The 24,864-nt window shown below is 66.5% G+C and carries 18 protein-coding genes; 8 read left to right on the top strand and 10 right to left on the bottom strand.

Translation table 11 applies throughout. The features are described from left to right. Positions 1–44: 44 nt before the first annotated feature. A complete protein-coding gene (locus ACIBJI_RS10175) occupies positions 45–4,820 on the bottom strand; it encodes an HAD-IC family P-type ATPase (RefSeq protein ID WP_364350414.1) in 4,776 nt (1,591 codons plus the stop codon). 268 nt (positions 4,821–5,088) lie between these two features. Between ACIBJI_RS10175 and ACIBJI_RS10180 the strand changes: the two genes are divergently transcribed. The 3 genes from ACIBJI_RS10180 (at position 5,089) to ACIBJI_RS10190 (ending at position 10,498) form a co-directional block, all read left to right on the top strand. After that, on the top strand, positions 5,089–6,936 hold the full coding sequence (locus tag ACIBJI_RS10180; RefSeq protein WP_396955648.1) for a hypothetical protein: 1,848 nt from the start codon (positions 5,089–5,091) through the stop codon (positions 6,934–6,936). A gap of 348 nt (positions 6,937–7,284) precedes the next feature. Next, complete coding sequence (locus ACIBJI_RS10185) at positions 7,285–8,832, top strand: AMP-binding protein (protein WP_364350409.1); 1,548 nt, start codon at positions 7,285–7,287, stop codon at positions 8,830–8,832. Positions 8,833–8,881: 49 nt separating this feature from the next. Then, positions 8,882–10,498, top strand: coding sequence for an MFS transporter (locus ACIBJI_RS10190; RefSeq protein WP_397083799.1), 1,617 nt, complete (start codon positions 8,882–8,884; stop codon positions 10,496–10,498). A gap of 87 nt (positions 10,499–10,585) precedes the next feature. Here the strand turns inward: ACIBJI_RS10190 and ACIBJI_RS10195 are convergent, their stop codons facing one another. The 9 genes from ACIBJI_RS10195 to ACIBJI_RS10235 all read right to left on the bottom strand — a co-directional run bounded on the left by ACIBJI_RS10195 (position 10,586) and on the right by ACIBJI_RS10235 (position 20,529). After that, positions 10,586–11,623, bottom strand: coding sequence for a phosphotransferase (locus ACIBJI_RS10195; protein ID WP_364350403.1), 1,038 nt, complete (start codon positions 11,621–11,623; stop codon positions 10,586–10,588). Next, entirely contained in the window at positions 11,620–12,690 is a 1,071-nt protein-coding gene (locus ACIBJI_RS10200) for a phosphotransferase family protein (RefSeq protein WP_364350400.1), read from the bottom strand. Before ACIBJI_RS10200 ends, ACIBJI_RS10195 begins: the two co-directional genes overlap by 4 nt. A 10-nt stretch (positions 12,691–12,700) precedes the next feature. After that, a complete protein-coding gene (locus ACIBJI_RS10205; RefSeq protein ID WP_364350397.1) occupies positions 12,701–13,312 on the bottom strand; it encodes a TetR/AcrR family transcriptional regulator in 612 nt (203 codons plus the stop codon). Positions 13,313–13,567: 255 nt separating this feature from the next. Continuing rightward, positions 13,568–14,806, bottom strand: coding sequence for an amidohydrolase family protein (locus ACIBJI_RS10210; protein WP_364350394.1), 1,239 nt, complete (start codon positions 14,804–14,806; stop codon positions 13,568–13,570). Further along, positions 14,803–16,272: an aldehyde dehydrogenase family protein gene (locus ACIBJI_RS10215; RefSeq protein ID WP_364350391.1), complete on the bottom strand. Its 1,470-nt coding sequence runs from the start codon at positions 16,270–16,272 to the stop codon at positions 14,803–14,805. The genes ACIBJI_RS10210 and ACIBJI_RS10215 overlap by 4 nt, the downstream gene beginning before the upstream one ends. Before the next feature lie 31 nt (positions 16,273–16,303). Next, positions 16,304–17,503 carry a thiolase family protein gene (locus tag ACIBJI_RS10220; RefSeq protein WP_397083802.1) on the bottom strand — a complete coding sequence of 400 codons (1,200 nt, stop codon included), beginning with the start codon at positions 17,501–17,503 and terminating at the stop codon, positions 16,304–16,306. Next, a complete protein-coding gene (locus ACIBJI_RS10225) occupies positions 17,500–17,946 on the bottom strand; it encodes an OB-fold domain-containing protein (protein WP_364350385.1) in 447 nt (148 codons plus the stop codon). Before ACIBJI_RS10225 ends, ACIBJI_RS10220 begins: the two co-directional genes overlap by 4 nt. Continuing rightward, positions 17,943–19,154, bottom strand: coding sequence for a CaiB/BaiF CoA transferase family protein (locus tag ACIBJI_RS10230; RefSeq protein ID WP_397083804.1), 1,212 nt, complete (start codon positions 19,152–19,154; stop codon positions 17,943–17,945). The genes ACIBJI_RS10225 and ACIBJI_RS10230 overlap by 4 nt, the downstream gene beginning before the upstream one ends. 100 nt (positions 19,155–19,254) lie before the next feature. Beyond that, entirely contained in the window at positions 19,255–20,529 is a 1,275-nt protein-coding gene (locus ACIBJI_RS10235) for a cytochrome P450 (RefSeq protein WP_396955656.1), read from the bottom strand. A gap of 180 nt (positions 20,530–20,709) precedes the next feature. Here ACIBJI_RS10235 and ACIBJI_RS10240 point away from each other — a divergent pair, with 180 nt between their 5' ends. The 5 genes from ACIBJI_RS10240 to ACIBJI_RS10260 all read left to right on the top strand — a co-directional run bounded on the left by ACIBJI_RS10240 (position 20,710) and on the right by ACIBJI_RS10260 (position 24,775). Further along, positions 20,710–21,549 (top strand): mycofactocin-coupled SDR family oxidoreductase, encoded by an 840-nt coding sequence (locus ACIBJI_RS10240; protein ID WP_397083806.1) that lies wholly within the window; start codon positions 20,710–20,712, stop codon positions 21,547–21,549. Between the two features lie 12 nt (positions 21,550–21,561). Beyond that, on the top strand, positions 21,562–23,157 hold the full coding sequence (locus tag ACIBJI_RS10245) for an SMP-30/gluconolactonase/LRE family protein (RefSeq protein ID WP_364350373.1): 1,596 nt from the start codon (positions 21,562–21,564) through the stop codon (positions 23,155–23,157). 74 nt (positions 23,158–23,231) lie between these two features. After that, positions 23,232–23,507, top strand: coding sequence for a DUF2277 domain-containing protein (locus ACIBJI_RS10250; RefSeq protein ID WP_397083809.1), 276 nt, complete (start codon positions 23,232–23,234; stop codon positions 23,505–23,507). A gap of 72 nt (positions 23,508–23,579) precedes the next feature. After that, on the top strand, positions 23,580–24,185 hold the full coding sequence (locus tag ACIBJI_RS10255; protein ID WP_364350367.1) for an ATP-dependent Clp protease proteolytic subunit: 606 nt from the start codon (positions 23,580–23,582) through the stop codon (positions 24,183–24,185). Next, a complete protein-coding gene (locus ACIBJI_RS10260) occupies positions 24,182–24,775 on the top strand; it encodes an ATP-dependent Clp protease proteolytic subunit (protein ID WP_364350364.1) in 594 nt (197 codons plus the stop codon). Before ACIBJI_RS10255 ends, ACIBJI_RS10260 begins: the two co-directional genes overlap by 4 nt. The last annotated feature ends 89 nt before the right edge of the window (positions 24,776–24,864 follow it).

The following is a 24,864-nucleotide window of genomic DNA, read 5'->3' on the forward strand; positions in this document are numbered from 1 at the left end:
GTCCGTGAAAGCGGGAAACCTAAGGCGAGGTGGCACCGGCGCGGTCAGCTTTCGCCAGCGTCGGGCAGTAGACGCGGAAGGACCGTCGAGCCCGCGGTTGCCGCGGCGGCGGAGGTGGTGGCGATGGTCCAGCCGACGGGACCCAGTGGCGTGCAACCGAAATAGGCCGACACCCCCGGAACCATGACCACCGCGCCGAGAACCAGGCCGCTGGCGGCGGTCGTGACCCAGACCAGGGGACTGCGGTGGCCGGAGAGCAGTGTCTGCCCGAGTTGGGTACCGATGAGCGCCACCAGTCCGATGGTGGCCGCGCGGCGCTGGGTTCCGGTGTAGCGGCCGACGGTCCACGCTGTGCAGGCACCCGCCGCAGTGGCTATGCCGCGCACCGCGATCGTGCGGGCGAGATCGGGACCCAGACTGGCAGGCGGGATTTCGGCCAATTGCCGCGCCCGTTGCTCGGCACCGTGCTCCGCATCGCGCGGGTCCGGGCTGTCGCGATCCGGTGAAAGGGCAAGGGCCAGTGCGGGAAACATATCGGTGAGCATGTTCACCAGCAGGAATTGCCTAGTACCCAGCGGTGCCCGCCCGCCGACCACGGTGCCGTAGATGGTGAATGCGATCTCCCCGGCATTGCCGCCGACCAACACGCCCACCGCGTCGGTAATGCGTTGCCACATGCCGCGTCCCTCTACCAGCGCGTGCAGCAGGGCGAGTGGATTCGGATCGGTGAGCACCAGATCCGCGGCATTACGGGCGGCCGCGGAGCCCCTTGCGGCCAAACCAATTCCGATGTCCGCGCTGCGGATGGCGGCGGCATCATTGCTGCCGTCGCCGGTCATGCCGACCACATGACCATTGCGGCGCAAGGCGGCCACGATGCGGACCTTCTGCTCCGGACCGACCCTGGCGAAGACGGTGCTGCGTTCGATGAGTTCGGCCTGCTCGGTATCGTCGAGCCGATCCAGATCGGCACCGGTGGTGACGGTATCCACGGCAATGCCGAGTTGGCGGGCCACCGCCGCCGCCGTGACCGGATGGTCGCCGGTGATCATGCGCACGCCGATTTCATTGTCCTGCAAGGCCGTTACCAGCGGCAACGTCTGCGGGCGCGGGGTGTCCGCGATGCCGAGGAAGCCGAGGAGGGTGAGTTCGTCGACGGCGCGTTCGACATCATCGGGTTGGTCGGCGAGGTCGCGGCGGGCGACGACGAGGACGCGCAGGCCTTGTTCGGCGAGGTCATCGATGACTTCCCGCGCGCGCTTGCGCACGTTGTCCGAGAATGGTTCCGCGGTAGGAGCTTTGGTGCAGCGGGGGAGTACCACCTCCGGTGCACCCTTGACGATCAGGCGCAATTTTCGTGTCGTCTGGCCGAGTACCGCGGCGTAGCCACGATTGGATTCGAACGGGATCTCCTCGATCGGATCCCACCGGTGCGCGTCGTCGCCGAGCCTTTCGGCGGCATCCAGGACCGCGCGGTCGGTGGCGTGCAGCACCGGACCGTCATCCGGATCCGGGCAGGCACGGGCGGCGGCGCGTAGCAGTCGGCGCGCATCATCGGATTCGTCATCGGGTGACCACTGGTTGTCCAGGTCGGCCAGCATGGTGAGCCGCAGCCGTCCTTCGGTGAGGGTGCCGGTCTTATCGAAGCACAGGGTGTCGACGCGGCCGAGAGCCTCGACGGTGCGGCTGGCGCGGACCAGCACGCCGTAGCGCGACAGTCGACGCGCGGCTGCCAGCTGCGCCACTGTGGCGACCAGGGGCAATCCCTCCGGCACCGCGGCTACCGCGACCGCGACGCCGTCGGAGATCGCATTGCGCAGCATCCGGCCGCGCAGTCCGCCCAGCGCGGTGACCAGCGCCCCACCCGAAAGGGTGAGTGGTAGTGCGCGATTGGTGAGCTGCCGCAGCTGGGCCTGCACGCCGCCCTTATCCGGCGGCACCGCGCCCGCGGTCGCGCGTCCGGCCTGGGTATCGGCGCCCACGGCAACTACGACGGCCAGTCCCCTTCCGTTCACGACGGTGCTGCCCGCGAAGATCATGCAGGCGCGTTCGCCGAGGGCCGCGCTGGGTGTGGCGGCGAGATTCTTCTCGACCGTCACCGATTCGCCGGTCAGACCGGATTCGTCCATTTCCAGTTCGTCCACGCGCAGCAGTCGCGCATCGGCGGGAACCACATCGCCCGCGTGGACGACCAAGACATCGCCGATGGCGAGAGCGTCTGCGGGCACGGATTCTTCGTTCTGTTCGGCCTCGTCGATCGCCGCGCGGTCGATCAGGCGGCCGGTGAGTTGTTCGCCTTCGAGCAGGTCTTGCAATTCGCTTTCAGCGCGCTGGCGCTGAGCGGCCGATATCACCGCATTCACCGTCAGCACGGAGGCGAGAAGTATGGCGTCGGACGGCTCGCCGAGTATGGCGGTGGCGACGGCTCCGACGCTGAGGATCGGCGTCAGCGGGTCATCCAGCTCGTGGCGCAGATGGCGGGCGAAGGACGTCATCGGTGCGAGAGTTTTGGTGATCAGGCTCTGTTCGGCTCGGGCCGGGATCGCCCGCTCGTCGAGGGCCGGGGGCTGCGGTAGGCGTGCGAGCACTTCATTGGGTTCCAGTGCGTGCCAAGGCAATAGGGGTGCAATAGTGGTGGGTGGTGCGGATGTGGCCGCTCGAATGCCGTTGCGCGCCCCGGTCATCAGCGCAGTCAGCTGTGCGGCGACCATCGGTGTTGTTCGAGCCTTCCTGGTCGGGGTGACAGCGAGCAGCAGGCCGCCGAGCGCGCACGCCGACAGAGCCAGGGTGCGCCCGCGTTCACTGACCTGCCGCGCGGGCGCGACTGCCGCGAGCACGCGCTGCACCTGGTCGAGATCCCGGCAGATGGCATCGGCGGCCCACGGTGGTTCGCAGTGATGGGCCCTGAACAATCCGAGTGCCAGGTCGGCTCGGGCCAACGCTTTGTGGGCGCAGGGGCTCAGCATCGCCACCACCTGGCCGTCCTGCTGCAGCCGCTCGACCTGCTTGCTCATCGACGTCGTCGCGGAAACGAATTCATCAGCGAGCGAACGTAATTCGTTCGCATCCTCATGTGCGACGAGCACCACCCGCAACCCAGCCCGCCGCGCAGCGGTCAACACATCGTGCGCACTCGGATCGAGCTCCCGACCGAGCAGCACACGTCCCACCGTGCGGTCACCGGCACGCAATTCGCGCCAGACCGGCCGGATGGTGGCCCCGCGATCACGAGCCCCGCTCTTCGGATGCACCAGTCGCAGTGCCGCGTGCTCTGACGCGGTCGCCTCGTCGCCGTCGGTTGCGGCTGCCTTGTAGTCCACGATGGCGGCTTGCTTGCTGCCATTCGTCGCGGCTTTCTTGTTGCCCGCGGTTGCGGCGTGCTTATCGCCCTGGAGTGCGCTCTCCTCGCTATCCCCCGATGCGGCCTGTCCGTTGCCTTCGTTGGTAGCCCCCTCCTCACCCTTCGTAGTGGCGCCCCAGCTCTCTGTCGGGGTCTGCTCATCTGAGGACCACAGCAATCGCTGCGCTGCGCTCCAGACCTTCCCCATCGACCATTCGTCATCGGCCGACTCGACATCGAGCACCAGTCGACGTGACGTGAGCAGCGCTTCGCCGTCGATCACCAGCGTGGTGAGCCGGTCCAAGCGCCGCCACGCACCCCGGTGCAATGTCAGTACTCCCGCACGCGCGAGGGCCATGTTCACGCTGGCGGCGTAGGCCTCGCGGCAGGCTCGTGCGGCCTTCGGTGCGCCGAGTCCGAGGGCGTCGGCGGCATCGCCGAGGCGGCCGAGGCCGACGAATGCGGCGGTGCCGACGAGCGATCCGGCTGCGGTTTCGTCGGCGACGCGCTCGATCGGGCCGCCCGGTATGTCGGTGGGGCGGGTGTAGGGCGGTAGGGGCTCGGTTACGTCGGGTTGTTCGCGGCACACCATTTCGGACTCCCAGTTGCGCCACTCCAAACGCTGGGCGATGGCCTCGCCGAGTAGAAAGGTGCGCTGGGCAGTGTCGGCAAGCAGACTCGAAATTCCGTCGGCGGCGTCTTCGCCGAATGCGGTTCCGATCGCGGTGACAATCGTCAGGGCCATATCGGCGCGGGAACGGCCGAATCGCGATTCGAGCATTCCCCGCAGTCGAGGTTGGGTGTCGACGAAGGTGGCCGCCGCTCGCACCGCGCGCGCCGGACCACCGAACGGTAGCCGTGCGCCGACCGTGGACACCGCAATGGCGAATACCTCGCTCGCCACTTGAATTCCCGCCGCCAGCAACGGTTCCCGGTCCTCCGGATATTCGACGCTGCGACTCCAGTCCACTTCGGCGACATTATTATCGGCCTCGATCCCCTCGATGGCCTCGAGCAGTTCTGGCAGCGCGGTCGCGCCGTCGCGCAGCGTGGCGACCACCCGACCGGTCACCGCATTCACCTGTGACCACCGCACACCGCGTAACTTGCCGAGCCGCTCGTCCAATATCCGTGCCAGCGCCGCGCCACGCTCGGAGCTGAGCCCACGCACTTCGATCGTCGCCTTGTTGTCACGCAGGGCCACCCGACGGTTGGCCCGACGCTCATGCGGATCGACCAGATCCAGCAGGTCCTCGCCCAGCGGGCTCTCCGGTGTGGAAGCCAATTCGTCGACTCCGGCGGCGGTCGTGTCGATGACCGATGTCGCGGCATCGGCCACAGCTTCGGCCGCATGCAACGGTGCCTCGACGAGTTGTACGCCCAGTCCGACGGCTGTCGAAACCCCGGTGCGCACCGCACCGGTTATCGCCGCCGTCGGCGCCTCGATCCACCACGGGGCCAAACCATCACGCCTACCCATACTCGGCAACTACCCGGCGTCACTGGATGCAAACGGGCATCGAAAGTGCCTGTCGGCTGGGAGTTCAGCCAATCCGCCAGGGCGCTCACCGGCACCGGATTGACCCTCTCGCCAGCGGGTATGCGACATACATGCCGACCTTCGGAAACTGAAGGTCCAAGTGATATGCGGGGCTGCCCGGCACCGTCGATGAGGACGAGGCCCGCAACGGCGCGGACTGCGCACGGTTAGCCACGCGAGGATCGCCAACACCGGAAAGTGTCAGGTGATGAGGCAGGTAACAGCGCTATTTGCGCGGGGGTCCGAGGGGGGTGGAGCCGCACTCGACCAGGTCGCGGTGCTAACCGGCACGGCGATCGCCATCGCGGCCGTGCTGGTCGTCGTCGGGTATCTGCACCGCACCCGCCGCATCACCTGGCTACAAACTGCCGCCGATCGGCTCGGGCGGCTGAGTAACCGGCCGGGTTGGGTCGCGCTGCCGCTCGCGCTGTTCATCGCCACCATTCTCACCGCGCTATTCGGCTTCATCTGGGATGTGAGCCTGCATATCGGTAAGGGCCGCGACGAGGGCCCGCTAGCGAATCCGGCGCACTACTTCATCATGATCGGCCTGTTCTTCCTGTTCATGGCCGGAATGCTGGCCATCATCCTGCCGCTGGACCAGAAACCGGGTCCGGCCGCCATTCGGATCACCCGTGACTGGTACGCGCCGGTCGGCGGCGTACTGATGGCGGGGGCCGGCCTGTACGCCCTTATCGGCTTCCCACTCGATGACATCTGGCACCGACTGTTCGGCCAGGACGTCACCCTGTGGGGTCCGACGCATCTGATGCTGATCGGCGGTGCCGGATTGTCGCTGGTCGCCGTGCTGCTGCTGGAATTCGAAGGCCGCCTGGACCGCCCCGATCCGGATCGCACCGACGGACCACTGCTGTGGCTGATCCGCACCTTCGCCTTCGGCGGTCTGCTGATCGGCCTGTCGGTGTATCAGGTCGAATTCGATTTCGGTGTCGAACAATTCCGTCTGGTTTTCCAGCCGATGCTGATCGCGGCCGCGAGTACGATCGCACTGATTTCGGCGCGCTACACGCTCGGGCGCGGCGGTGCATTGGCGGCGGTGGTATTCGCGATCTTCGTCCGCACCGTTTTGGCGGTCTTGGTCGGTCCGCTGCTCGCTGCGCCGCACAACGTATTTCCGCTGTATCTCGGTATCGCGCTGATCGTGGAACTGATGGCGCTGCTGCCCATGTCCAGACCCGTATGGTGGGGTGCGCTGACCGGACTGGTCGCGGCCACTATTGGGCTCTGGCTCGAATCGCTATGGGTGGCGGGGGTGTTCGTGGATTCCTGGCCGAGCGGTATGTGGCCGGAGCTATTGCTCATGGCGCTGCCCGTGGGTGTCGCGGGCGGTGCGGTCGGCGTCCTGCTCGGCATGGTCCTGCGGGGTGAAGAGCTTCCGCGCATCGTGATTCGCCGTGGCATCGTGATAGCCGCGGTGCTGATCACTGCGGCTGCCACGGCGAATGGCCTACGCGTCGATGTTCCTGAAAATGCCTCCGCGACAGTCCAATTGCGTGATGCCGCAGCGGCATACGCCGGTCGGATGGTCAACGCCGATATCACGTTGGCACCGAAGGACCTGGTCGGTGCTGATCCCGAGTGGGTGCAGATTCTGGCCTGGCAGGGTGGCATCGGGTCCTCGAGCCCTGGTCGCGGACTGGTGATCGATCAGCTGCGCAGGGTCGGCCAGGGACATTATGTCAGTACGAAACCGGTTCCGGCATACGGTAATTGGAAGACAATCCTGCGGCTGCACGACGGCCGAATGCTCACCGCACTGCCGATCTACATGCCTCATGACCGCGGCATCGATGCCGCCGAAGTCCCGGCACTGGACCAGTTCACGCGCTCCTTCGTCCCCGAAATCACTGTGCTCCAACGTGAGCGCTCATTCGATCGCCCCTCCTGGCTGATCGACGCGGCATCGACAGTCGTACTCATCTGCTCGCTGATCCTCATCTGGGCGCTGTCCTGGGGTGCGGCTCGGATCAACCTCGCCTACCGACGCGAGGTGCGCGCCGAGTCGGCGACCGCCGTCGCGCCAGGACGGCGATGACCATCCGCTGAACGTGTCCGAACGAGCGGTATGAATCGGGGCCGCCGTCTCCTCTGGGCTGCAGCGGTCGGATTTCTGATGCTGGGGTACCAGGATCGCCCGGCGTGCTTCGGTCCGGGCGGATTCGCCGCGAGCGGACGCGGCCTCCGAATCCCGCATCCGCATGACCGTGACGCGAATGGAACTCTGACAATCTGCCAATTTGACATTCAGAAACGAGAATTACGTTCTACTCTGAAGTAGAGTCGGACTCTCGCCGTCGGGTCGGGCCCGGCGATCCTGCATCTCCCGACGGTGCGGCGGAGTGAATCCGCCGGTTCCACGTCACGGGCAATTGGAGCTTCAACTATGCGCACAGTCCCTCCCGATCTGGTCGAACGATACGAACGTGCGGGATGGTGGACCCGCCACAGCATCGGGGAACTTCTGGCCGGCGGACTCACCGCCGCACCGGACGCCCGATTCGAGGTGTATTCGGAGGTTCGGCCGTGGTCGGGAACCTTCGGCGAGGTCGAATCGGTCGCCCGGCGGTTGGCGGCCGGGCTGCGCGCCCGGGGGGTCGGGTCCGGCGATGTGGTGGTTTTCCAGCTGCCCAACTGGATGGAGGCCGCCGCCGCATTCTGGGCGGCGGAGTTTCTCGGGGCGGTGGTGGTTCCCATCGTGCACATCTACGGTCGTAAGGAGGTCGGATACATCCTCGACCAGGTGCGGCCGCGGGTGTTCATCACGGCCCAGCGGTTCGGCAAGCTCGACTACGACCCCGCGGTGGCCGCGGACGTTCCCATTGTCGGTGTGGTGGACGGCGATTGTCCCGGCACCGATTTCGGCACTCTGCTCGCCGACGCGCCGTTCGTGGGGGTCGCGGAGGTGGACCCGGCAGGTCCGGCGTTGATCGCGTTCACCTCCGGCACCACCAGCGCGCCCAAGGGTGTCGTGCACAGCCACCGCACCCTCGGGTGCGAAGCCCGCCAGCTCGCTGCGCGTCGCCCGGACGACTTCTACCCGCAGGTGACCGCCGCTCCGGTCGGTCACTTCATCGGCATGCTCAATGCGTTTCTCGTTCCGGTTCTGGACGGTAAGCCGGTCGATCTTGTCGACGTGTGGAATCCCGATCTGATCCTCGACCTGATGACGACCCGCGGCATCAGCGTCACCGGCGGCGTCCCCTACTACTTGACCAGCCTGCTCGACCACGAGAAGTTCACCCCCGCGCACCTGCGGCTGCTGAAGTACGCCGGTCTGGGTGGGGCGCCCGTGCCGGCCGCCGTCGCCGAGCGGCTCTCCGCGCTCGATATCAAGGTCGCGCGGTCCTACGGCAGTACCGAGCACCCGTCCATCACCGCGTCCGAGTACTTCGTCCCGCAGAGCAAGCGGCTGTACACCGATGGTGACCCTGAGCCGGGCGTGGAGATACGTCTCGCCGACGACGGTGAAATCCTCAGTCGCGGACCGGATCTGTGCTTGGGCTACACCGACGACGCCCTTACCTCGGCCAAGTTCGACGCCGACGGCTGGTTCCACACCGGCGATGTCGGCACGCTCGACGCCGACGGCTACCTCACCATTACCGACCGCACCACCGACCTGATCATTCGCGGTGGCGAGAACATCAGCGCCCTCGAGGTCGAGGACATCCTCATCACCATGCCCGGCGTCGCCGAGGCCGCCGCCGTGGCCGCCCCCGACGATCGCCTGGGCGAACACGTCGCCGCCGTGCTCCGGCTGCATTCCGGCGCGGTCGCGCCGACTCTCGAGGACCTGCGCGCTCACTTCGCCGATGCGGGACTCGCCAAACAGAAATGGCCGGAGCAGATCCTCATCGTCGCCGACTTTCCCCGCACCGCCAGCGGCAAGGTGCGCAAGTACCTCGTTCGCCAGCGCCTGCGGGACCTGTGAATTCGCCGATTCAGCCCGTGTCCTCAGTCACTCATCTCCTGGAGTTCTCATGTCCACCATCGAATCCACTCCCGCGTCGGGCGAGACCGGCAGACCGGAAACCGGCCGGATGGACGGCGCGTCCCGGCTGCGCATCGGTGTCGTCCTGGCCGTCGTCGTCCTGTACACCGAGGTCGGTCCATTGCAGTACACGATGGTGGTCGCGGCATTGCAGCCGATGACCACGACCTTCGACACCGTCGGCGGCAATATCACCTGGGCGCTCATTATTCTCGGGCTGGTCGGCGTCGCCGCGAACCCGTTGCTGGGCAAGGCCAGTGATATCTGGGGCAAGAAGAAGATCATGCTGCTGTGCGGGACCCTGTTCCTCCTCGGCAGTGTGATCTGTGCGCTCACCAGCAACTGGACCGTCTTCCTGGTCGGGCGGGGGCTCTCGGCGTTCGCGCTGGCCACCCAGGTCATTGCCTTCGGGCTGGTCCGAGACCTCTTGCCGCGCAAGTATGTTCCGATCGGTCTCGCCCTGATCGGTACCGGTGTCGGGTTCACCGGCGTCGTGGGTCCATTGGTGGGCGGCGTACTCGTCGACAGCTTCGGCTGGCGGGCACTGTTCTGGTTCATGGCGGCGTTCGTTCTCGTGCTGACGCCGCTGCTGCTGACCGTGGTTCCGGAATCCCCGGTTCGAGTGCCGGACCGGGTCGACCCCTACGGCGTGGTGCTGTTGTCCGGCGGCGCGGTGCTCACCCTGCTCTACCTGGACAACGGCCAGGATTGGGGCTGGGGCACGCCGAGCGGGCTGGCCTGGCTGATCGCCGGCCTGGCTTTGCTGATGCTGTTCTTCATTGTCGAATCACGCGTCCGGCGGCCGATTATCGATATGAAGCTGCTTCTCGATCCGAAGCTCGGCCTCGTATTGCTGGTGGCGATCTTCAGCATCGGCATCACCGCCGTGCAGCCGATGGCCCTCGGGTACATGACTCAATCCCCGAATCAGGATGGACTGCGCCAGAACGTGATTGACGGTGTAGTCGACCAGGCTCAGGCGAAGGGCGCGAATCTGCCCGCCGCGACGGTCGAGGTCACCTTCGATCCGGGCTACAGCTACGGGAACGGCTTCAGCCTGTTGGAGTACGCGCTGCACATCGGCATCTGGGCCAGCCTGATCGGTATGATCGTCGGTCCGTTCGCCGGGTTGCTGACCCGGCGGGTGGGTGCCCGTATCCCCGCGATCATCGCCTTAGGCCTGCTGGCCGTGTCCGGCCTGGGATTCGTTGTCGCGGACTACAACTGGGTGACCTACCTGGCGCTGTATTCGGTGGCGGGGGTCGCCTTCGGGTTTCTCTGGGCAGCCTTGCCCAATCTCATCGTGGAGGCCGTCCCGCCGGAGCAGCAGGGCATCAGCGCCGGCATGCTCGGGGTCACCTTGGCGCTGGGCAGCGGAGTCGCCATGGCGATCGCCACCGCGCTGCTGAACAACAGTCCGGTCGTCGCGCATATCGATGTCGCGGGTGAGTCGTCGACGCGGGCGATACCGCACGTGTTCGCCGACAGCGGCTATACCCAGAGCTTCTGGGTTGTCCTCGTGACCACCGTGATCGCCCTGGTCATCGCGGTACTCATGCGGCACGGCCGCAAGCCCGCCACCGGTGGCGCGGACTCTGCGGTGTAGTCGATATGCGTCTAGTGGGTGCCGCCGGATGGCGGCACCCACCAGAATGAGGTCGGATAATGTTGCAGGAGTGGGGTCTCGACGGGCTTATACGGCGAGCAGGTCGAGGCTGCGGTGCCGTTCGACCGCCTGGCCCAGCCGTACGGTGAGATGTTCGATAACCGGCCGGTCGACCGCACGGGTGATCGCCCACATGAACAAGCCGTACGGCAGATACGCTCGATACAGCGACCAGGCCCGGTTCCGATCCGGCGGCGTGACGCCGTGGTTGGCCAGCCGGTCGAGATAGTGGTCGAGCAGCGCACGCTCATGGCGGGCGAGCTCGTCCGGGTCCAGCACCGTCGCCAGGTGATAGGCGACGTCGAGGGCCCACACCCCGTGCTGGACCACCTGCCAGTCGATGAGACCCGGTCGGCCGTCGGGCAGCTCGTAAATATTGCCGGTATGCAGGTCGCCGTGCACCAGACACACCGGCTCCGCCGCGCGCAGCCGGTCCATGGCCGCCATCGCCGCAATGAGGCGGTCGGCGCGGCGGACGTCCTGCGAAATCCCTTGTGCCCGCCCGTCATCGAGCAGTCCCTGGAGCTGCTCGGCGCTCAGATGACCCGACAATCGAACGAGGCGAGGGGGAAAGAGCACAGACAGCTCAGGGCGTTTCCCGTCCCAGCTGGCCGCGTGCAGCGCGGCGAGCTGCTCGAGTGTCGCGGCGGCTCGCTCGGCGCTGTAGGTCGTGGTCGGATCAAGGAACCGGGCCCCGGCGGCGACCAGATCGTGCATGAGAATCAGGGCATGTCCGGTGTCGTCGTCGACCGCGGCATGCACGCACGGCGGCGTGCGGACCGGAAGATCCTGTGCGACAAGGCGATAGAAATCGCCCTCGGCGCGAGTTGTACGTCGGCGCGCCGGGTTGAAATAGCCCTTGGCGCACAAGGCGGCGGGGGCGTCGGTCTGCTGTGCGTAGTCGACGCGGAACCGCAGTTTGGTAGCCACGGTCTCGAGTCGCTCGACGATATGGGTGCCCGTCGCGACGGCATTCGGATAGCGTCGGCCCAGCGTCGGGGTGAGCCAGTCGGGCGACAGCACCACCGCTTCGTCGGCCGGTGCCGAATTATTCGCCGTACTCATCGAACGTCCTGCGCCACAGTGATTCCCGCGAGGTCGCACGCCTGGTGCAGATAGCCGAAGTGGCGGGCGCCCGCATCGGTCGGTAGTCGCATGGTGCGCCGGCTGCGCAGGCTGAGCAGTCCGGCCTTGACTCGAGCGAATACCTCGTGCCAGTGCAACTGGTCGATCGAATGGCCGGTCTGCTCCTGCCACAGCGCGATGGTCTCCGCGCGGGTGCCGAGTCCGTCGAGCCGCGGTACCCCCTGACCGACCGACAGCGACTCGTCGAACAGCAGCCACCAAGCCAGGTCGGCCACCGGGCCGGCCAGCGACGCCTGCTCCCAATCCATTACCCCGACGACGTGGAAGTCGTTGTCGAACATCATATTCCCAATGCGTGCGTCGCCCCACGACACTCCGGGCCGGGTCAGCGGCGGCCGGTGCTCGCCCAGCCAATCCAGCAGCGCCTGCACGACATCGGGAATGTCCTCGCCGAACGCCCAGTGCGCATAGCTGCGCCAATACGACAGGTGCTGTGTGTCACCGGCCGCGCCGTGCTCGGGCCGGTCGAAGAACGATACGGTCGTCACGGGCAGCCGGTGAATCGCGGTCAGCTGGCGCATCGCGCTGTCCCACAACGTTCTTCGCTGCGTGGGAGTCGCCTCGGCGAGCCAGCCGGAGGAGTTGTACGGCGGCATGCTGACCGGCACGCGACCGTGCATGCGCCGCATGACATAGAAAGGGCGTCCGAGAACCGCGGGGTCGTTCTCGAACCAGAGGGCCCGCGGCACCCGCACTTCGGGGTGCCCGTCCAGAGCTGTAAGTATGTCGTACTGGATATGGAATTTCGGTTCGAAGAACACCTGATGTTCCGGAGCCGGTGCGATGCGCACGACAAGCTCTTCGACGCACTGCCCGGTGCGAGCCGTGACCAGGATGGTCTCATTCGAAAAGCCCGCGCCGCGAGGGTAATCGGGCCGATCGATCTCGACCGTGGCGACGCCGAGTCGATCGGCCAGCCAGGGGCGCAGCGCGGCGACCGTAGCGTCGAGATCGCGGCCTTTGGAAAACAGGGGCCCATGCTCCATTGCGGTCCGGTTACCTTTCGATGGGGGGACCGCCGAAGGCGGTCAGGCAGAATGCCCACACCTGTTCTGCGACGTCGTCGACGCTGGTGGGTGCGGGTGCGAACGCGTAGTGGTGGAAGACGGCCGTGACCAGTTGCAGCGCCAGCCAGGCATCGGTGGATGGATCGGCGGGGCGGAGCAAACCGGCGGCCGCGGCGGCTCGCAGTTCCTGCTCCACGAGATCGACGAAGGGCCGGTTGGCCTCGGCAATCTCTACCGGAAAAAGCTGGTACAGCCGCCAATGCTCGGCGGTGATGAAGCGCGCCCCGGTTATGCCGCCGCCGTCGCCGCGCAGCGAGCGCAGTATCTCGAAGAGATAAAAGCGCAGACGTGCCACGGGGTCCGGCAGCTCCCGCGCGGCGGCTTCCACCTCGCCGGCCCGCTCGCTGACGACGTCCTCGAACACAGCCAGGAGCAGCTGATCCTTACCTGCGAAGTGCCGATAGAAGGTTTGCAGGGCGATGCCGGCTTCCTTGGACAGTTCCTGCGTGGTCAGCGTGGCGCCCTCGGTCTGCAACAGTCGGCGTGCGGCCGCGACGATCGACTGCGTCTGCTCCCGGCTGCGGGCCTTGGACCGCTGCACCGAGCGGGAGCGTTCCGCCGCCCGGTCGGCCCAGAGTGGCGCCTCCGCGGGGGAATCGGGGGCAGGGGGTTTCTGTGTAGGCACAGCAGTTGTCCTCTCGCGTCGGGGCGAATACGACGACCGTAAACCGCGGTTGGTTCCTGCCCGACATCCGTGGTCGGCCCTCGGTGGTGTCGGCCCGACCGGCACCGTTCGGCCACGGTGCCGGTCGGGCCGGTGCCGATCGCCGACCGGCCGGGATGGGCAACAGTCGGATCAGACTGCCGCCAGCACCGGTGGTGCGGCCGGAGTGAAGCGGTACAGCCGTTCGGCATTGCCGCGCAGAATCTTGTACTGGGTTTCCGGTGGCAGGTGGCCGATGAGGTGTCTCACGCTCTGGATGCAGTTGGGCCAGGTGGAATCCGAATGCGGGTAATCGGTTTCGCACATGATGTTGTCCTCGCCGAGGACGTCGATGCTGGCGATGCCGTGGCTGTCCTCGATGAAGCAGCCGAAGATGTGGTCGCGGAAGGTGGCGCGGATATCGAGGGTATCCAGATCGATGTTGCCGCTCGCCGCGTGTTCGCCGAACCGCACGCCCTTCTTCACCCAGTGACGTTGCTTGTCGAGCACTTGCTCGGCGCGTTCCAGGAAATACGGCATCCAGCCGATCTCGCCTTCCGACAGCGCTATCTTGAGTTTCGGGTAACGCTGGAACATTCCGCTGAACAGCCAGGACAGCATGGCTCCCGAGGTGCGGGTCGCGCCCCAGGCGAGATTCGCGAGAAACGGTGCGTCGGGAGCGATCTGGGGCACGGTCGACGACGATCCGACATGCATCGACACCACCATCTCCAAATCGTTGGCCGCGGCCATCACCGGATCCCAGTACCCGCCGGCGTCGTGAATCGTCGGAAGGCCCAGTGGCGCGGGGTTTTCCGAGAAGGCGAAAGTGGTCGCCCCCTTGGCGGCGCAGCGTTCCAGTTCGCGGGCGGCCAGTTTCGGATCCCAGAGTGGAATGAGCACCAGCGGGATGTAGCGGCCCGGTGCGGCGGCGCACCAGTCCTCGACCATCCAGTCGTTGTACGCCTGTAGGCAGACAAAGCCGAACTCACGATCGCTGGCCTCGGAGAAGAGCTGGCCGCAGAACCGGGTCACCGTCGGAAAGCACAGGGAAGCAAGGATTCCCGCGCGGTCCATATCCTCGATACGGGCCTTGGCGTCGTAGCAGCCGGGTCGCATCTCGCTGTACGGCAACGGTTTCGGGCTGAACTCCTCTTTCGACTTCCCGGCGACGGCGCTCAGGCCGGAGCTGGGGAAGCGTTTGCCGTCGTATACCCAGCAGTCCATACCGTCGGCGTCGACCTCGATATGGGGTGCGCGCTCGCGATCCGCGCGCGGCACCCGGTCCAGCCACAGGTTGGGGGGTTCGAGAATGTGGTCGTCGACCGAGATCAACCAATCGAGATTCAGGTCGGAGGGCACGATTACTCCTTCGGGTCGGGCTTCGGTCATCGGAGTTCTCCGATGACAAGGTGTTTGAGTTCCTGAAATGCCCGGATTCCGTCCGGGCCGCGTTCGCGGCCGAGGCCGCTGTGCTTGTAGCCGCCACTGGGTGCGTAGGCGCTGAACAGTGCCGTGTTGACGTTGACCGCTCCCGTGCGCAGTCGCCGGGCGATCGCGGTCGCGGCGGCGGCATCGGTGCTGTAGACCTGTCCGGACAGGCCGTAGTCGCTATCGTTGGCGATTTCGACGGCGTGGTCGAGATCGCGGTATCCCAGCACCGCCAGGACCGGGCCGAAGATCTCTTCCCGCGCGGCGGGATTCGAGTTGTCCGGCACATCGAGCACGGTCGGTTCGATGTAGTAGCCGCGGTCGAGTCCTTTGGGCCGTCCGCCGCCGTACCCGACGATGGCGCCCGCGCCGACGGCCTGTTCGATCAGCCGCTCACAGCGTTCCCGATGCGCGGCGCTGATGAGCGGGCCCATCGCGGTGGCCGGGTCGGTCGGCGCGCCCACCGTCAGATTCGCGTACGCGCGCGAGACGGCCTCGAGCACCTCGTCTTTGTGTTCTCGCGGTACCAGCATCCGGGTCGCGGCGACGCAAGCCTGGCCGGCCATCCGGGCGACCACCGCGGTAGCGCCCGCAGCAGCCTTCGTGACCGCGTCGGCGAGATAGATCTGTGCCGATTTGCCGCCGAGCTCCAGCGCCACCCGCTTGATGGTCGGTGCGGCCTGTGCCCCGATTCGGGCACCGACAGCGGTCGACCCGGTGAACGAGACCATGTCGACCGCCGGATGGCTGGTCAACAGCTGCGCACCGGCCGATCCGGACTCCACCACGACACTGAAGACGCCGGGCGGCAGGCCCGCCGCCTCGGCCGCGGAGCCGAAGATGAGCGAGGAGATCGGTGTCAGTGGACTCGGCCGCAGGATGACCGAATTGCCGGCCATCAGGGCGGGCATAATCTTCTGCAACGCCAGGACGAACGCCGCGTTATAGGGCGTAATCACGGTGACCACACCGACCGGCTCGTGGCGGCGGACGCTCAACGCCACCCGGCCTCGCGTGAGTTCGTCGACCGGGACTTGGCCGGCCTGCTCGTGCCGCATCGAGAGGTACAACTCTATTGTGTTGCGGGCCAGCATCATTCCGGACAGGAACTGAGACTGCTCCGCGAACGCGAGCGGCTGGCCGGCCTCGGCAACCATGGTCGCCACTAGTTGCTCTCGAGCCTTTTCGACATGATCGAGAAAGGCATGTAGCGTCTGGGCGCGTTCGGTCGCCGGTGCATCGGCCCAGACTCCGCTGTCGAAACTTCGGCGCCCCTGAGTGATCGCGCGTCCGATCTCGGTCAGCGGAGCGGCGGCGAGTTCGGTGACGAGTGATTCGTCGGCGGGATTCTCCACGGCGACAACGTCATCACCGGTCACCCAGGAGCCGGCGACATATGATCGCCGTTCGGCGAGGATCATCGCCATGTTCTGGTCTCCATTTCCCTTGCAGTGCAGGTCATAACGGCTCGCTGGTGTAGACCACGGCGCCGCCGTAGTGCGGTGAGGAATGGCAGGCGAGGGCGACCGTGGCGGCGCGCTGCCGGGCGCCCGCCCGCCCGGCCAGTTGCAGATAGCACTCGAGCATCTGTGGAATGCCATGCATGCGGCCGTTGCCGAGGGCGCCGCCGCCGGAGAGAATCGGAAGCCCGGTAGGGGAGTCGCTGTCGATGCCGCCGTCGCGGACGAAGCGGTGCGCCTCGCCGACGGGACACAGGCCCAGTGCCTCCAGCCAGAAGTAGACGAAGGGTGAGAACCCGTCGTACAGCTGCGGCAGGTCCACCTCGCGGGGGCCCACCCCGGCGGCCGCCCATAGTCGCCGCGCGGTTTCGGCGCCACCGGCCATGATGTCGTCGAGCGGCCAGTGCGACGGCAACCGCGGCGGTGTCGGGCCGCTGCTCGCGTACCCGGCGATGTACACCGGTCGGTGCGGCAGGTCGCGGGCGCGCTCGGCGGAGGTGAGCACGAAGGCCGCCACGCCGTCTACCGGAATATCGCAGTCCGGGCGCCGCACCGGGTCGCTGACCATGGGCGCCGCAAGATAGTCGTCGGTGCTCAGCGGCCGTCCATGCCAGTACGACCACGGGATGGTTGCCCCGTTCTTGCGCGCCTCGACCACCACGGCCGCCATCGCGTCCGGATCGGCGCCGTACCTTTGCAGGTATTCGTTGTAGGGCAACGCGATCATCGGCAATGGGCCGCCGTAGCCCTGCGGCACGGTCCACTGCTGCGGCCCGGCGACGGCAGTCAGCGGATTGTCGTGATAGCCACCGGCCGGATTGTGCAGAGCCCGATGCAGCACAACGTAATCCGCGGCACCGGCGGCAATGGCGTTGACCGCCAACGCCACCGAACCCGGTATCTGGCCGACACCCTGGAAGTTCGCCACGTACCGCGGGCCGGTGCCGATCCGGTCGGCCAGCCAGTTGGCGGTTACGGTGCTGGTTCCGTCACTCACGGCGTGTGCGCCCGCGGTCGGAAACATGGCGGAGGTTACGAATCCGTCGATCGCATCGGGTGTGAGTCCGGCGTCGGCGATCGCCGTGCGTGCGACGTCGACGGCTACCGCGCCGAGTGGGCGATCGAATCGGCGTCGCACGGCGCTGTGTGCGTATCCGACCACGGCGACCCGGCAGCCCGCGGGGAATCGCCCGGTCACGAGGTCACCGCTGTGCTGCCCGCGTTCGTCGCGAGCTCGAAGGCCGCAACAGCGAGGTCATCGGTGAGGTCCTCGAAGGTGACCCGTACCGGATCGCCCACGCGCACAACGGTTTCCGGACCGCTCAGCAGCCGTCCGATCATGCGGATTCCGCACGCCTCTACGAGTTCGACATCGACGAGTAGGTACGGCACCTGATCGGCGAAGCCGAGCAGCGACGCTTTTCGGATCACCGTCCACGACCGCACCGTGCCGCGCCCGCTCACCGGCTCGTACCGGAAATCGGGTGTGGAGGTGCCGCACCGACGGCAGGTTTCCCCGGGCGGCAGCGCGAACCGGTCACACCGGCCGCATCGAGCCAGAGTGAGGACGTGCCGCCCGGCTGCCGACCAGTAGTCGGCGGTGAGGGCGTCGGGGATCGGTAGTGGACGCGCGACCGTCACGGGATCACCCGCGCGTCCTTGAGCCCGATGATCCCATCCCACGAGTAGCCCAACTCGAGTAGGAACTGCTCGGTGTGCTCGCCGTGTTCGGGTGCGCGCCGCAGGGTGGGCGGTCGTTCGTCGAACTGCACCGGTCCGGTGGGCAGGGGGTAGGACTGGCCGTTGTCCATATCGACCTCGCCGAGGTATCCATTGGCCAGCACCTGCGGGTCGTCGAGCAGTTCCGCCACGGCCTGCACGGGCGCCCATGGCGCGTCCAGTCCCGACAGCAGTTGCTTCCATTCGTCGAAGGTGCGATTGGCGAATTCCGTCTCGAGTTCGGCCACACAGGCGTCGCGGTGCGTGGCGCGGGCGGCCAGATCCACGAAGCGGGAATCGTCGACGAGGTCGTCGCGCCCGATCAGGCGGCAGAATTCCGCCCAATACCGGTCCGACTCCAGGAAGACCAGTTGAATGTGCCGCCCGTCCTTGGTTCGGTAGGCACCGACGAGCGGATTGACCGAACCGCCGCGGCCGGATACCGCCTGTGGCGGGTTTCCGGCCAGCGCGGAGAGCACATCGGAGGACAGCATCCACATGGCAGTGGCCAGCAGTGAGACGTCGACGACCGTGCCCGAGCCGGTGCGCTGCTGCCGCAAAAGTGCCGCTGCGACGCCGAAAGCCAAGGCCATCGCGCCGTTTCGGTCGCCCATCGCGCCGCGCTGGCTGATCGGGTAGTCCCGCTCCGGTGGGGTCAGCATGTGGGCCACGCCGCCGTGGGCCCAGAACGCCGAGGAGTCGTAGCCGGCCTTATCCGCGCCGGGGCCTCGGCTGCCGAAGCCGTGGCCCCGGGCGTAGACGAGCCGGGGGTGGCGCCGCGTCAGCCTGTCGGAGTCCAGTCCGAGCCGGCGCAGCGCGCCCGGCCGGAAGTTGGTGAGGAAGACGTCCGCCGTGGCCAGTATCTCGTCGAGCAGTTCGCGGCCGCGCTCGGAGTGCAGGTCGATGGAGATCGATCGCTTACCCCGATTGGCCAGGGCCACAGAGAGATTCACACCGGCGCTGTCGCTGCCTATGCCCTGCGTGGCCAACTGGCGATACGGATCGCCGTCGGGACGTTCGACCCGGATGACCTCCGCGCCCCAGTCGGCCAGCAGCGCACCCGCCACGGGCACGAACACCCACTGCGCCAGCTCGACAACCCGCACGCCGGTGAACGCGTCGGAGTCCACTGATCACCTCCCGCATAACGTATAGAACGCGACTATCGCAATTAGTAGAACGATACTCTCGAATAGGGTAGAACGTGACTCTCATTTTGGGAAGACCGCATTAGGCGGAGAAGGCGATGTGGAGCTCCCGCAGTCCGCGTAGCAGAAAGGTCGGCTCGTACTGGTAGCTGCGGTTGCCCGCGGGACCGTGGAAGGTCTCGTCGATGGTGATGTCGATGACTCGATCAAGTAGCCGGTTCAACGTGACCTGCCCTTCCATCCGAGCCAGCGGTGCACCCGCGCAGGTGTGGATGCCGCGGCCGAACGCGATGTGCTCGCGGGCATTACGGCGGTAGAGCTGGAACTCGTCGGGGTCCTCGAACTTGCGGGGATCGCGATTGGCCGCGCCGATGCACAGCATCACCACGGTCCCGGCGGGGACGTCCACACCGCCAACGGTGGTGTGTGTGCGGGCGAGCCGGAAGTCGACCTTGGTGGGGCTCTCGATGCGCAGTGATTCCTCCATGAACCCGGCGATCAGGCTGCGGTCCTCGCGCAGCATCCGCTGGTACTCGGGCTTCTCGGCGAGGACCCGCACCGCTGCGCTGAGCAGTTTGGTAACCGTCTCCTGTCCAGCCGCGAACAGGAACGTCGCCGGTCGCACGAGTTCGATCACCGACGGTTCGGACCCATCGGGATACAGCGTCGACGCCAGGGTGCCGAGAATGTCGTTGCGCGGCTTCTTTCGTCGCTCGCTGATATACGCGCTGAAGGTGTCGTCCAACCACTCCAACGGATTGGTGCCCGGTGCGTCCTGGTACATCGATCCTTCGATACTGCCCGGAGTCGTTTGACCGGCCAGCCGGGCCCGGAACTCGTCGCGGTCGCCGTCGGGTACGCCGAGGAGGTCGGCGATGACCAGCGTGGCGAACGGTTTGGCGTACTGACCGAGGAATTCGCAGCGACCGTTGGCGAGGAACTCGTCGAACTGCCGATCGGCCTGATCCCACATGAACTCCTCGTTCTCCTTCAGCCGCTTGGGCGTCAGAAGCCGGGCCAGCAGCGCACGCGTGCGCGTGTGATCTGGGGGATCCATGGTGACCATGTGTTCGGAGATCCGGAACTGCGGCCGATGTGCCTCGATCTGGGCACTGATGTCCTCGCCTTCCGGCTGGAACGGCAGCGGCGGGAACGGCCCGCTCACCGAGAGGCAGGCCGAGAAGTCATCCGAATTGCGGAAGACCTCGATGGCCTCTCGGTATCCGGTGACGACCACGACCCCGTGGTGAGGCTCCCGGAATACGGGGTTCCGACTGCGCAGGTAGTCCAGGTATTCGTACGGGTCTTGAGCGATGGCCGGATCGGAGAAGTAGTCGACGGACGCCAGGTCGGTCATGTTTCGTCAGCCTTTCGTGGCGAAGAAGGGCGGCGGCGATAACTCGAGAATGCCACTCTCGATTAGAGTAGAATGATACTCTCGCATTCGGGAGTGAAACTCTTGAGAATCGGTCAGTGAACGACTGACAGATGGGTATCGAGCATCGACGTGCTCGATCTGCGACGAATGAGGTTATTCATGAGCGGGCGGGTCGACGGCAAGGTCGCCTTCATCACCGGTGCGGCACGCGGTCAGGGCCGTAGTCACGCGGTGCGGTTGGCGCAGGAGGGCGCCGACATCATTGCGATCGACGTGTGCAAACCGGTCGGTGGAAGCAGCGGCATTCCGGCGTCCACACCGGACGATCTCGCCGAGACCGCGGATCTGGTGAAGGGCCTGGGCCGCCGCGTCATCACGGCCGAGGTCGATGTCCGGGATTTCGACTCGCTGCGGGCCGTAGTGGACAGTGGTGTGGAGCAGCTGGGCCGGCTGGACATCATCGTGGCCAATGCGGGTATCGGCATCGGTGGCGCGACACTGGACCAGACCGATGCGAAGGACTGGGACGCCGTGATCGACATCAACCTGTCCGGCGTCTGGAAGACGGTGAAAGCCGGTGTGCCCCACCTATTGTCGGGCGGGCGCGGCGGGTCGATCATCCTGACCAGCTCGGTGGCGGGACTCAAGGCTCACCAGAACATCGGTCACTATGTCTCCGCCAAACACGGGGTTGTCGGCATGATGCGGAGCTTCGCCGTCGAATTGGGACGGCACCGCATCCGGGTCAACACCGTGCACCCGACCAATGTCAACACCCCGATGTTCATGAACGACAGCACACTGCGGCTGTTCCGTCCGGATCTGGAGAACCCCGGCCCTGACGATCTCGCCCCGGTCGCGCAGCAAATGCACGTGCTCCCGGTCGGCTGGGTCGAACCGGTGGATATCAGCAATGCGGTGCTGTTCCTGGCGTCGGACGAAGCCCGATATGTGACCGGTCTACCTATGACAGTCGATGCCGGGAGCATGTTGAAGTAGTTGGGGCCCATCGTGTTTCACGAAACGCGCTACACCGGCACCGCTACACCGAGCCTGGCCGACGGCTGGCGGCTGGAACGGCTGACTCCACCGAGCCGATTGTTCGGTGCGAACGGCCTGCGCACCGGTCCGGACGGCCGCATCTATGTGGCGCAGGTCACCGGCAGTCAGATCAGCGCCCTCGATGTCGAGACCGGCCTACTGGAGACCATCAGCGCCAAGGGCGGCGATGTCATCGGTCCCGATGATGTGGCCTTCGGCCCGCAGGGCGACCTCTTCGCCACCGAGCCCATGGAAGGCCGCGTGAGCATGCGCGGCACCGATGGCCGCACCCGGATATTGCGCGACGACCTGCCCGCCGCGAACGGCATCACCGTGCACCGGGGGCGTCTGTTCGTGAACGAGTGTCGTGTCGGCGGCCGCCTGATGGAGCTCGATCTGTCCGGCGGCGCGCCGCGCGTACTGCTCGACAACCTCGCCATGCCCAATGCCATGGAGGTCGGACCCGACGGCCTGCTGTATTACCCGGTCATGGGAAGCAACGACATCTGGCGGATCGATCCCGAGGGCGGCGAGCCGGAGCGGGTCGCGGGTGACCTCGGCGTCCCCGATTCCGTGAAGTTCGATTCCGAGGGCTTCATCGTGTCCACCCAGGTGTATTCCGGCGAGGTATTGCGCATAGATCCCCGCACCGGTGCGCGCAGTGTCCTGGCCGCCCTCCCGCCCGGACTCGACAACTGTACTTTCGTGGGCGACCGGCTGTTCGTCTCGAGTTTCACCGGGGAGATCACCGAGATCCTCGGCGGTGGTGAGACTCGAGCGATATTGCCCGGCGGATTGAATTGGCCGCTGGATCTGACCGTCGATGAGGACGGCAACCTCTATATCGCCGACTGGACCTATTTCTATGTCCTGCGCCCGGGAGGTGAGCCGCGAATACTGGGAATGCTCTCTTTGCCGGGCTTTCCGGGACACCTGCGCGGTGTGAGTGCCGTCGGTGGCGGCGAATTCATCGTCACCACCGCCAATGGCGCGGTCGCCCGTTACCGCCCCGCGAGTGGCGACAGCGAAATCCTTGCGCAGGGCTTCGATCAACTCTACGGCGTGGCCGTCGCACCGGGCGGGCTCGTCGCGACCGCCGAGTTCGGCACGGGCAGAGTGCTTTCGGTCCGGTCCGGCCAGGTCGAGGTGCTGGCCTCGGGCCTGCGGGAGCCGGTCGGCGTGGCGTTCGGTCCGGACGGCACCTGCTACGTCGCCGAATCGGGTGCCGGACGGATTGTCTCGATCATCGGCTCCGGCGTCGACACGGTGGTGGACGATCTGAACCAGCCCCAGGGCATCCTGGTACGCGGCGGGCGGCTCTATCTCGTCGATGCGGGGGCCAAGACTCTGCTCAGCGTCGATCTCGACAGCAACGCCCGGGAAACCATAGCCCGTGGTCTGCCCGTCGGGGCTCCGCCCGGTATCACCCCGAAACCACTGCGAGGGATACCGCCGTTCTTCGGGCCGGAGGGTCCCTTCGCCGGGATCGCGGCCGGGCCGGACGGCACCCTCTACCTGTCCGCCGACGCCGAGGGCAGTGTGCTGGCAATCCGAAAGGTGGAGTAGCGGTGTCGTTCGCCGCCGAACTCATCGCCGGTCGGCCCCTTAAATCCCAGACCAACCCGAGCTAGCCTCAGGTTATGTGCCGAAATATCACTGCCCTGCGTGGGCTCGAGCCCGCCGCCACGCCGGAAGAAGTGCATGCTGCCGCATTGCAGTACGTCCGTAAGGTCGGCGGATTGTCGAGCATCTCCGCAGCTACGCGCCCTGCGGTCGACGCCGCAGTCGAGGAGATCGCCGCCGCGACCATGCGGTTGCTCGAACAATTGCCTGAGCGGAAGGTGCCGCCGAAGAACGTGCCGCTGCTGCGGCGGCCCGAGGTGCAGGCGCGCATTCATGCGCATTCGCACGACTGACGCTGCTGTGAGCAGATCTGCTGAGGGCAGCGTGGCGAGATTTTTCCGGTAGGCGCGCGGCACGGTGGAGTCATGGCTCACGATGACAAGACACCGTTGTTCAGTTGGCGCGCCAGGGAGCAGTTGCTCAGCAGGCGGATTCTGGTGCTGGACGGTCCGCTCGACGACGATAACGGCACGCTGCTGATGACACAGCTGCTCACCTTGGCGGCCGAGGATGCCGATGCGGGGATCTCATTGTGGATCCACTCCCCGGGCGGTTCGGTTCCGGCAATGCTGGCCATTCGCGATGTGATGCGGTTGGTGCCGTGCGAAGTCTCCACCTTGGCGCTCGGATTGGCTTGCAGTGCAGGGCAATTCCTGTTGTCCGCGGGTACACCTGGGCGGCGGTTCGCCCTTCCGCACGCCAGGGTGTTGATGCATCAGGGCTCGGCCGGAATCGGCGGTAGTGCGGTCGACGTCGAGGTGCAGGCCGATGACCTGCGCTACACCGTGGAGACGGTGCTCGGCATTATCGCGGGCGACACCGGCCAGCCGTACGACCGAATTTATGAGGATTCGCTGCACGACCGCTGGTTCAGCGCGGTGCAGGCCAAGGAGTACGGCTTCATCGACCACATTGTCGGCTCGTTCGGGCAGATCGTGCCGCAGCGCCAGCGGATCGGAATTTCGGCATGACTTACACCATTCCCAATGTGATCGCCCAGCATCCGCGCGGCGGCGAGCGGATCACCGATATCTACTCGCACCTGCTCGCCGAGCGGATTGTCTACCTCGGCACTCCGATCGATTCCGGTGTGGCAAACGCACTCATCGCGCAACTCTTGCACCTGGAGTCGGAGAGTCCGGAGCAGGAGATCAGCCTGTACATCAATTGCGAGGGCGGCGATCTGTCCGCAATGCTCGCGGTCTACGACACCATGCAATTCATCAAGGCTCCGGTGGCGACCACCTGCGTGGGCCAAGCCATCGCTGTCGGTGCGGTACTGCTGGCCGGAGGCGAACCCGGTCGCCGCTCCCTGCTGCCGCACGCCCGGGTGGTCCTGCACCAGCCAGCCGCCCGCGGTCAGGGCGCGATTCCCGATCTGATCCTCCAGGCCGACGAACTGGTGCGGATGCGCGCCGAAATCGAGTCGATTCTGTCGCGGCACACCGGGCAACCCGCCGAGCGGCTACGTCACGACACCGACCGCGACCGCGTCTTCACCGCACACGCGGCCGTCGACTACGGCCTGGTCGACAACGTGCTGGGTGCCCGCGCCATCTGATCAGCGTCTGCCGCGCGCGGGCTTGCGCCGCGCGCAGGTCGAATGGTGGTTGGACTTCGAGCCGCCATCCGACTCACCTCGGCGGCCGC

It is taken from the genome of Nocardia sp. NPDC050408 (assembly GCF_044458905.1).
Taxonomy (GTDB): Bacteria; Actinomycetota; Actinomycetes; order Mycobacteriales; family Mycobacteriaceae; genus Nocardia.

Excerpts from the sequence above, each read along its gene's own strand:
- ACIBJI_RS10215 (WP_364350391.1), bottom strand. The coding sequence starts at position 16,272 with ATGGCGATGATCCTCGCCGAACGGCGATCATATGTCGCCGGCTCCTGG.
- ACIBJI_RS10185 (WP_364350409.1), top strand. The coding sequence starts at position 7,285 with ATGCGCACAGTCCCTCCCGATCTGGTCGAACGATACGAACGTGCGGGA.
- ACIBJI_RS10235 (WP_396955656.1), bottom strand. The coding sequence starts at position 20,529 with ATGACCGACCTGGCGTCCGTCGACTACTTCTCCGATCCGGCCATCGCT.
- ACIBJI_RS10175 (WP_364350414.1), bottom strand. The coding sequence starts at position 4,820 with ATGGGTAGGCGTGATGGTTTGGCCCCGTGGTGGATCGAGGCGCCGACG.
- ACIBJI_RS10180 (WP_396955648.1), top strand. The coding sequence starts at position 5,089 with ATGAGGCAGGTAACAGCGCTATTTGCGCGGGGGTCCGAGGGGGGTGGA.
- ACIBJI_RS10190 (WP_397083799.1), top strand. The coding sequence starts at position 8,882 with ATGTCCACCATCGAATCCACTCCCGCGTCGGGCGAGACCGGCAGACCG.
- ACIBJI_RS10250 (WP_397083809.1), top strand. The coding sequence starts at position 23,232 with ATGTGCCGAAATATCACTGCCCTGCGTGGGCTCGAGCCCGCCGCCACG.
- ACIBJI_RS10255 (WP_364350367.1), top strand. The coding sequence starts at position 23,580 with ATGGCTCACGATGACAAGACACCGTTGTTCAGTTGGCGCGCCAGGGAG.
- ACIBJI_RS10200 (WP_364350400.1), bottom strand. The coding sequence starts at position 12,690 with ATGGAGCATGGGCCCCTGTTTTCCAAAGGCCGCGATCTCGACGCTACG.
- ACIBJI_RS10210 (WP_364350394.1), bottom strand. The coding sequence starts at position 14,806 with ATGACCGAAGCCCGACCCGAAGGAGTAATCGTGCCCTCCGACCTGAAT.
- ACIBJI_RS10240 (WP_397083806.1), top strand. The coding sequence starts at position 20,710 with ATGAGCGGGCGGGTCGACGGCAAGGTCGCCTTCATCACCGGTGCGGCA.
- ACIBJI_RS10195 (WP_364350403.1), bottom strand. The coding sequence starts at position 11,623 with ATGAGTACGGCGAATAATTCGGCACCGGCCGACGAAGCGGTGGTGCTG.
- ACIBJI_RS10260 (WP_364350364.1), top strand. The coding sequence starts at position 24,182 with ATGACTTACACCATTCCCAATGTGATCGCCCAGCATCCGCGCGGCGGC.